Origin of the sequence: Streptomyces sp. NPDC057638, from assembly GCF_042800315.1 — a bacterium.
GTDB lineage: Bacteria > Actinomycetota > Actinomycetes > Streptomycetales > Streptomycetaceae > Streptomyces.
The window spans coordinates 1-5,791 of sequence record NZ_JBHVHF010000041.1; the positions used below are offsets into that span (position 1 = coordinate 1).

6 protein-coding genes are annotated in these 5,791 nt (G+C 72.7%); 4 read left to right on the top strand and 2 right to left on the bottom strand.

What is annotated here, in order from left to right; all coding sequences use genetic code 11:
• Positions 1-448: 448 nt before the first annotated feature.
• Positions 449-1,288, bottom strand: a complete 840-nt coding sequence (locus ACFVIM_RS08650; RefSeq protein ID WP_384299930.1) for a trans-aconitate 2-methyltransferase — start codon at positions 1,286-1,288, stop codon at positions 449-451.
• Between the two features lie 79 nt (positions 1,289-1,367).
• Between ACFVIM_RS08650 and ACFVIM_RS08655 the strand changes: the two genes are divergently transcribed.
• Positions 1,368-1,865 (top strand): MarR family winged helix-turn-helix transcriptional regulator, encoded by a 498-nt coding sequence (locus tag ACFVIM_RS08655; protein ID WP_384299931.1) that lies wholly within the window; start codon positions 1,368-1,370, stop codon positions 1,863-1,865.
• On the opposite strand, the gene ACFVIM_RS08660 is transcribed toward ACFVIM_RS08655, so the two are convergent.
• On the bottom strand, positions 1,824-2,597 hold the full coding sequence (locus ACFVIM_RS08660; RefSeq protein ID WP_384299966.1) for a LuxR C-terminal-related transcriptional regulator: 774 nt from the start codon (positions 2,595-2,597) through the stop codon (positions 1,824-1,826). The genes ACFVIM_RS08655 and ACFVIM_RS08660 overlap by 42 nt on opposite strands.
• Before the next feature lie 613 nt (positions 2,598-3,210).
• Between ACFVIM_RS08660 and ACFVIM_RS08665 the strand changes: the two genes are divergently transcribed.
• From ACFVIM_RS08665 to ACFVIM_RS08675, 3 genes are read left to right on the top strand one after another with little or no spacing between them, the layout of a single operon-like run.
• Positions 3,211-5,070, top strand: a complete 1,860-nt coding sequence (locus ACFVIM_RS08665; protein WP_384299932.1) for an asparagine synthase-related protein — start codon at positions 3,211-3,213, stop codon at positions 5,068-5,070.
• A complete protein-coding gene (locus ACFVIM_RS08670) occupies positions 5,054-5,311 on the top strand; it encodes a lasso peptide biosynthesis PqqD family chaperone (protein WP_384299933.1) in 258 nt (85 codons plus the stop codon). Before ACFVIM_RS08665 ends, ACFVIM_RS08670 begins: the two co-directional genes overlap by 17 nt.
• Entirely contained in the window at positions 5,308-5,727 is a 420-nt protein-coding gene (locus ACFVIM_RS08675; protein WP_384299934.1) for a lasso peptide biosynthesis B2 protein, read from the top strand. The genes ACFVIM_RS08670 and ACFVIM_RS08675 overlap by 4 nt, the downstream gene beginning before the upstream one ends.
• The last annotated feature ends 64 nt before the right edge of the window (positions 5,728-5,791 follow it).

The following is a 5,791-nucleotide window of genomic DNA, read 5'->3' on the forward strand; positions in this document are numbered from 1 at the left end:
ACAGCCACCTCCGGATTTTCGGAGGTGGCTGTCGGGGTAGTCCCGCGGGCGCGGGACCGACGGGGCCGCTGAGATCGTCGTCCCACTCCTGGTCGGACCACCCCCGCGCACGCGGGACCGACAAGGTCGAAGGCGCCGGGCGGGCGATCGTCGGGGGGCCATCCCCGCGCACGCGGGACCGACCCAAGTGGGGTCGGCGGGGTGGAGCGGGCGGTGGGGCCATCCCCGCGCACGCGGGACCGACACTTCCTGACCTGCGGCGTTCTCCCGCGACTGGGCTGTTTTCCTTCGGTGGCGATGGAGCACCCTCCGGCACCGCGCCCCACCGCGCCGCGCCTCACGGCGCCCCCGCGCCCAAGCCGCCGCCGCCCCCGTAGAGCACGCTACCGACCCCCGCGCCTCAAGGCGGCGGGTTCCCGGGACCCGGCCCGCACCAGCTCACCGCGCGTCAGCGCGCTACGCGCGCCACCGCGAAGAGTCGGCGGAACGGGAAGACGGTGCCGTCCGGGGTCGGCGGGTAGGCGGTGCGCAGCAGGGTCGCGTACTCGGTGAGGAAGGCGTCCGTGTGCGGGCCCTCGCCCAGTCTGGTGAGGACGGGTCGCAGCAGGGTGCCCTTGACCCAGTCCAGGACGGGGTCCTCGCCGGGCATCAGCTGGAGGTAGGTGGTCTCCCAGACGTCCGTCTCGCAGCCGAGTCCCACCAGGGCGCTCAGGTACTCCCGGGGTTCGCGCACCGCGCCGTCCCGGCCGCCGAGGTCGCCGAGGGTCTCGCGCCAGCGCGCGCTCCGGCAGAGCTCGGTCAGGAGGGTGTGGCTGGGCGCGGAGAAGTTGCCCGGTACCTGGAAGGCGAGGACGCCGCCGGGGACGAGGGCCTCGGTCCAGCGGCCGAAGAGGTCGGTGTGGCCGTCCACCCAGTGGAAGGCGGCGTTGGAGACGATCAGGTCGCAGGGCCCGTCCGGTGCCCAGGTGGCGATGTCGGCGGGCGCGAAGTCGAGCCGTCCGCCGCCCGCCGTGTCCCCGCCGTGCTCCCGCCGCGCGCGCTCCAGCATGGCGGGGGAGTTGTCGTAGCCGGTGATGTGCGCCGTGGGCCAGCGTTCGGCGAGGAGCGCGGTGACATTGCCCGCGCCGCAGCCGAGGTCGGCGATCCGGGCGTCCGCGCGGGGCAGTCCGTCGATCCGGGCGAGGAGGTCCGCGAAGGGCCGGGTGCGGTGGTCGGCGTGGCGGAGGTACTGCTGGGGGTCCCAGACGGCTTCGGGAGTCGGTACCTCGGGAGTCGGTGAAGAGCGCATACCCCAGACGATATACCTTGACGTCAAGAGACTTCACATCAAGAGACTTCATGTCGACAGACCAATTACACTGATCTCCATGGACGACGAGGTCGATCGACTGGTCGCGGCATGGCGCCGGGAGCGCCCCGACCTCGATGTGGAACCGCTGGAGGTACTGAGCCGCGTCTCCAGGCTCGCCCGCCATCTCGACCGGGCGCGACGGCTCGCCTTCTCCGAGCACCAGCTCGAACCCTGGGAGTTCGACGTCCTGACCTCGCTGCGGCGCGCGGGACCTCCGTACCAGCTCTCACCGGGGCAGCTGCTCACCCAGACCCTGGTCACCTCCGGCACGATGACCAACCGCATCGACCGGCTCACCAAGAAGAACCTCGTGGAGCGGCTGCCCGACCCCAGCGACCGGCGCGGGGTGCTGGTGCGCCTCACCGACGAGGGCCGCGACCGGGCCGACCAGGCGCTCGCCGGGCTGCTGGAGCAGGAGCGAGCGATCCTGGCCGAGCTGTCGGTCACTCAGCGGGCGGAGCTGGCCGGGCTGCTACGCAAGCTGACCGCCCCGTTCGACAACATCCCCGGCTAGGTCGACCGGGCCCACCCCCGCGCGCCGGGCCAGTGCGACGGCCGCGAGGGTGGAGTGGACCCCGAGCTTGCCGAGGACGTTCTGCATATGCGTCCGTACGGTGTGCGGGGAGAGGAAGAGGCGCTCGGCGACGGCCTTGCGCCCCAGGCCCGCCACCATGCACCGCAGGACCTCGCGTTCCCGCGGGGTGAGCGACTCCACCAGCCGCTCGCTCTCGGTGCGGTGCTTGCGCGCGGCGGTCAGTTCCCTCAGTACGCCGGTCAGCAGGGCGGGCGGCAGATGGGTCTCATCGCGCAGCACGCCCCGGATGACGGCGAGCAGCCGCTGGAGCGAACAGTCCTTGGCCACCCAGCCGCAGGCCCCGGCCTGGAGCGCGAGCGCGGCGCGGCGCGGGTCGTCCCGCTCGGCGAGGACGACCGGACGGACCGACGGCTGACCGGAGCGGACCCCGGCGACGAGGGAGATCCCGTCCACGATCCCCTCGACCGCGTCATCGGATACGGCACGGGCGACGGGCGCACGGCCTCCGTGCGCGCTGATGCCGAGGTCGGCGTCGACGAGCATCACGTCGAACGGCCGTCCCTCACCCGCCGCCCGGTCCAGACATCGCAGCGCGGCCGGACCGCTGCCCGCCGCGGCGACCTCGACATCGGGCTCGGCGGCGAGCGCCGCGGCGAGAGACTCGGCGAAGATTCGGTGGTCATCGACGACCAGGACCCGGATACGGATCACAGACACCCCCAGGTTCGGAGGACGGACCAGTCACGGGTACGGCGCCCGGAGAGCCGGGCCGACCGTCCAGACGGCCGCCGCCGCGCTGGGACTGCTACCCCGCTCCGGGCGTCGTACCCGGCTGTCGCGCCCCCTGATCGGCATCGGCCCCCACCGATGCGCTGAGCATCAGGGTACGCACAGGGAGCGACGACGGAAGAGACTTTGCGGTCGAGTGTTTGCCAAGCAATTACCCGCCCACCCGGGCCGGACAGGGCAGCACGGGGGTGCGCGCGGCGGCGGTGCACGCTGGGCTGATGAGGGCGGGCGCGCTCCCGGGGCAGGTGGGGACGGAGTGGCATGGTGAGCCGGATCCGCCGGAGACGACAACCGGAGGCCGGGTCCAGTAAGCCCATTCGGTTCACCGGAAGACGTCCACTCAGCCCTCACCGGTACGAACACATCACGGGCTTGGTCATCGCCGGTCGGGAGGCCACCACCGGCGGAATCCGGCACGCGTGACCGGGAATCTTCCTCCACGAAATTGACACATCTCCAACACATAATCACCACGATTTCCGCCAACTATGAGTCCGTCGCACCAACCGGCGAACCCATGGGCGGGAGCTGTTTCATGGTCACGGGCGTCATGGAGCAAGGCTGGTACTTCGTCGTCCTCCCCGATCACGAGAGCGCCGAGGGCACCGTTCACCGGCTGGCGGCCGACACCCGCGTCATCTGTCAGTACCCCTCCGGGCGGCCCCTGATGGTGGCCCGGATGCCCGCCGACCAGCTCGTGACCGCCGAGGCGGGCCCCGTACGGGGCGTGGTCGCGGGGATCAGCTCCGCCAGCGCGGCCCTGCTGCGGGGCCGGCTCGGCGGGGCGGGCGGAGTGCGCGCCCTGGACGGCCTGGGAGCCTCCCTGGCCGGGTCCTTCCACCTGGTGGCGGCCGACGGCGACCGGGTGCGGGTGCAGGGATCCGCCAGCGGGGTACGGAGGGTCTTCCACGCGCTGGTCGACGGCGTCCGGGTGGTGTCCGACCGGGCCGATGTCCTCGCCGCGCTGGGGGACTTCCCGCAGGACGAGACCGCCCTCGCGGTCCGTCTGCTCGGCCATCTCCCGTACCCCTTCGGCGAGGAGCCCCTGTGGCGCCAGGTCACGGCGGTACCGCCCGGCTCGGCGCTGCTGCTGGAGGACCGTGGCAGCAGGACCCGGACCGTCACCTGGTGGCGCCGCCCGGAACCGGAGCTGAGCCGACGGGCGGGCGCGCGGCTGCTGCGCTCGGCGCTGGGAGCGGCGGTGGACGCCCGCACGGCCGCGGGCGGCACGGTCCACTGCGATCTCTCCGGCGGGCTGGACTCCACCCCGCTCTGCTACCTCGCGGCCCAGGGCCCCGCCGAGGTCACCGCCGTCACCGCCTACAACGACGACCCGGGCGGCCGGGAGGACCTCGACTGGGCCCGGCTGGCGCTGCCGAGCATGCCGACGGTCCGGCACCGGACCGCCAGCATGGACGACATGACCCCGTTCTACCGGGGGATGGACAGCCTCTCCGCGCTGCTGGACGAGCCCACACAGGCGTACACGACGGCCCCTCGGATACGGGACAGTCTCCAGGGCGCGCGGGCTCACGGCGCGCGGCTCTCCCTCAACGGGCTCGGCGGGGACCACATGCTGCACATCAACCCCGCGTGGGAGCACTCCATCGTCCGACGGCGACCGCTGCTGGGGGCGCGGCGGATCCGTACGGCCATGCTGCTGGAGAACCGGTCCTGGAGCGTCGTCCTGCGGGAACTGTTCGACGGCACGGACTACCGGACCTGGCTTCAGCGCCAGGTGCGGGAGGCCCGGCCGCTGCGGGAGACGACCATCGAGGCGTCCATGGCCTGGGACGCCCCCCTCACCCTGCCGCGCTGGCTCACCCGGGAGGCCACCGAGGCGATACGGACCCACCTGGCGGCGATGGCCGCCGCCGCCCTCCCGCTGGGACCGGACCGGGCCCGTCACGGGGAGCTGGCGGCGGTCCTCGACGGTAGTCATATCGTCCGTGGAGTCCAGCAGTTCTCGGCGACGCTCGGCATCCCCCACGAGTCCCCGTTCTTCGACGACCGGGTCATCGAGGCGTGCTTCGCGGTACGGCACGAGGAGCGCGCCTCCCCGCTGGAGTTCAAGCCGCTCATCAAGGCCGCGCTGGCCGGGGAGTTACCCGACGCCTTCCTGGCCCGCAGCAGCAAGACGGGCGGTGACGCCCAGGGGGCCCGTGGGCTGCGGGACCACTGGCCGGTCCTGCTCGCGCTGTGCGAGGACTCGCCGCTGGCGCGGGACGGCCTGATCGATGTCCGCGCGCTGGCCGCGGCGGAGCGCCCCGACCGTCTGGCACAGCCCGACCCCGTGATCGACGCCACCGTCAACTGCGCCGTCTTCACCCGCAACCACGCGGAGTCCCGGCGCCACCGGATCCTTGAGGAGACCGACCGTGGACCTGCTGCCTGACCATGTGTCGACCGCCGAGACCGAGTACGGCGTCGTCGTCCTGGATGAGCGGACGGGCCGTTACTGGCGGCTCAGCCGTTCGGCCGCGCTGGTGGTCACCACCCTGACCCGGGGTGCCTCGGTGAACGAGGCCGTCACCGCCCTCACCGAGCGCTACGACGTCGAGCGGCAACGGGCCGAGCGGGACGTGGAACGCCTGCTGGATTCACTGCGCTCGGCCGGGCTGGTGCGGGACCGGTGAGCACCCCGATCCTCCCGACCGAGCTGGTCACCATCAGCCCGGCACGACGACTGCTGACCCATACGGCGATCGGGACCGCCCGGGTCCTCGCCACCCGGTCACCCGCGCGCATCCGTACCGTCCTGGCCCGGCTGGGTCGCGGCGTCCGGCCCGCGACCTATGCCGAGACCTCCCGTGCCCACAACACCGTGCTCCAGGTGAGCCCCCGCTGTTGCGGCACAAACGCCTGCCTGGTGCGCTCGATCGCCACCGTGCTGCTCTGCCGGGCCGAGGGCTCCTGGCCGACCTGGTGCGTGGGGGTGATCCTGGCCCCACCATTCGCCGCGCACGCCTGGGTGGAGGCGGAGGGCCGACTCGTCAACGAGCCCGTCGACCGGACCCGCTACGGCCGTCTGATCACGGTGGGCACCGACTGAGCACCCATGAGACCTCCCGCTGGATCCCCGGCGGGATCAGCCCGACGAGACAGCGGAAAGGAGG

Excerpts from the sequence above, each read along its gene's own strand:
- ACFVIM_RS08650 (WP_384299930.1), bottom strand. The coding sequence starts at position 1,288 with ATGCGCTCTTCACCGACTCCCGAGGTACCGACTCCCGAAGCCGTCTGG.
- ACFVIM_RS08655 (WP_384299931.1), top strand. The coding sequence starts at position 1,368 with ATGGACGACGAGGTCGATCGACTGGTCGCGGCATGGCGCCGGGAGCGC.
- ACFVIM_RS08665 (WP_384299932.1), top strand. The coding sequence starts at position 3,211 with ATGGTCACGGGCGTCATGGAGCAAGGCTGGTACTTCGTCGTCCTCCCC.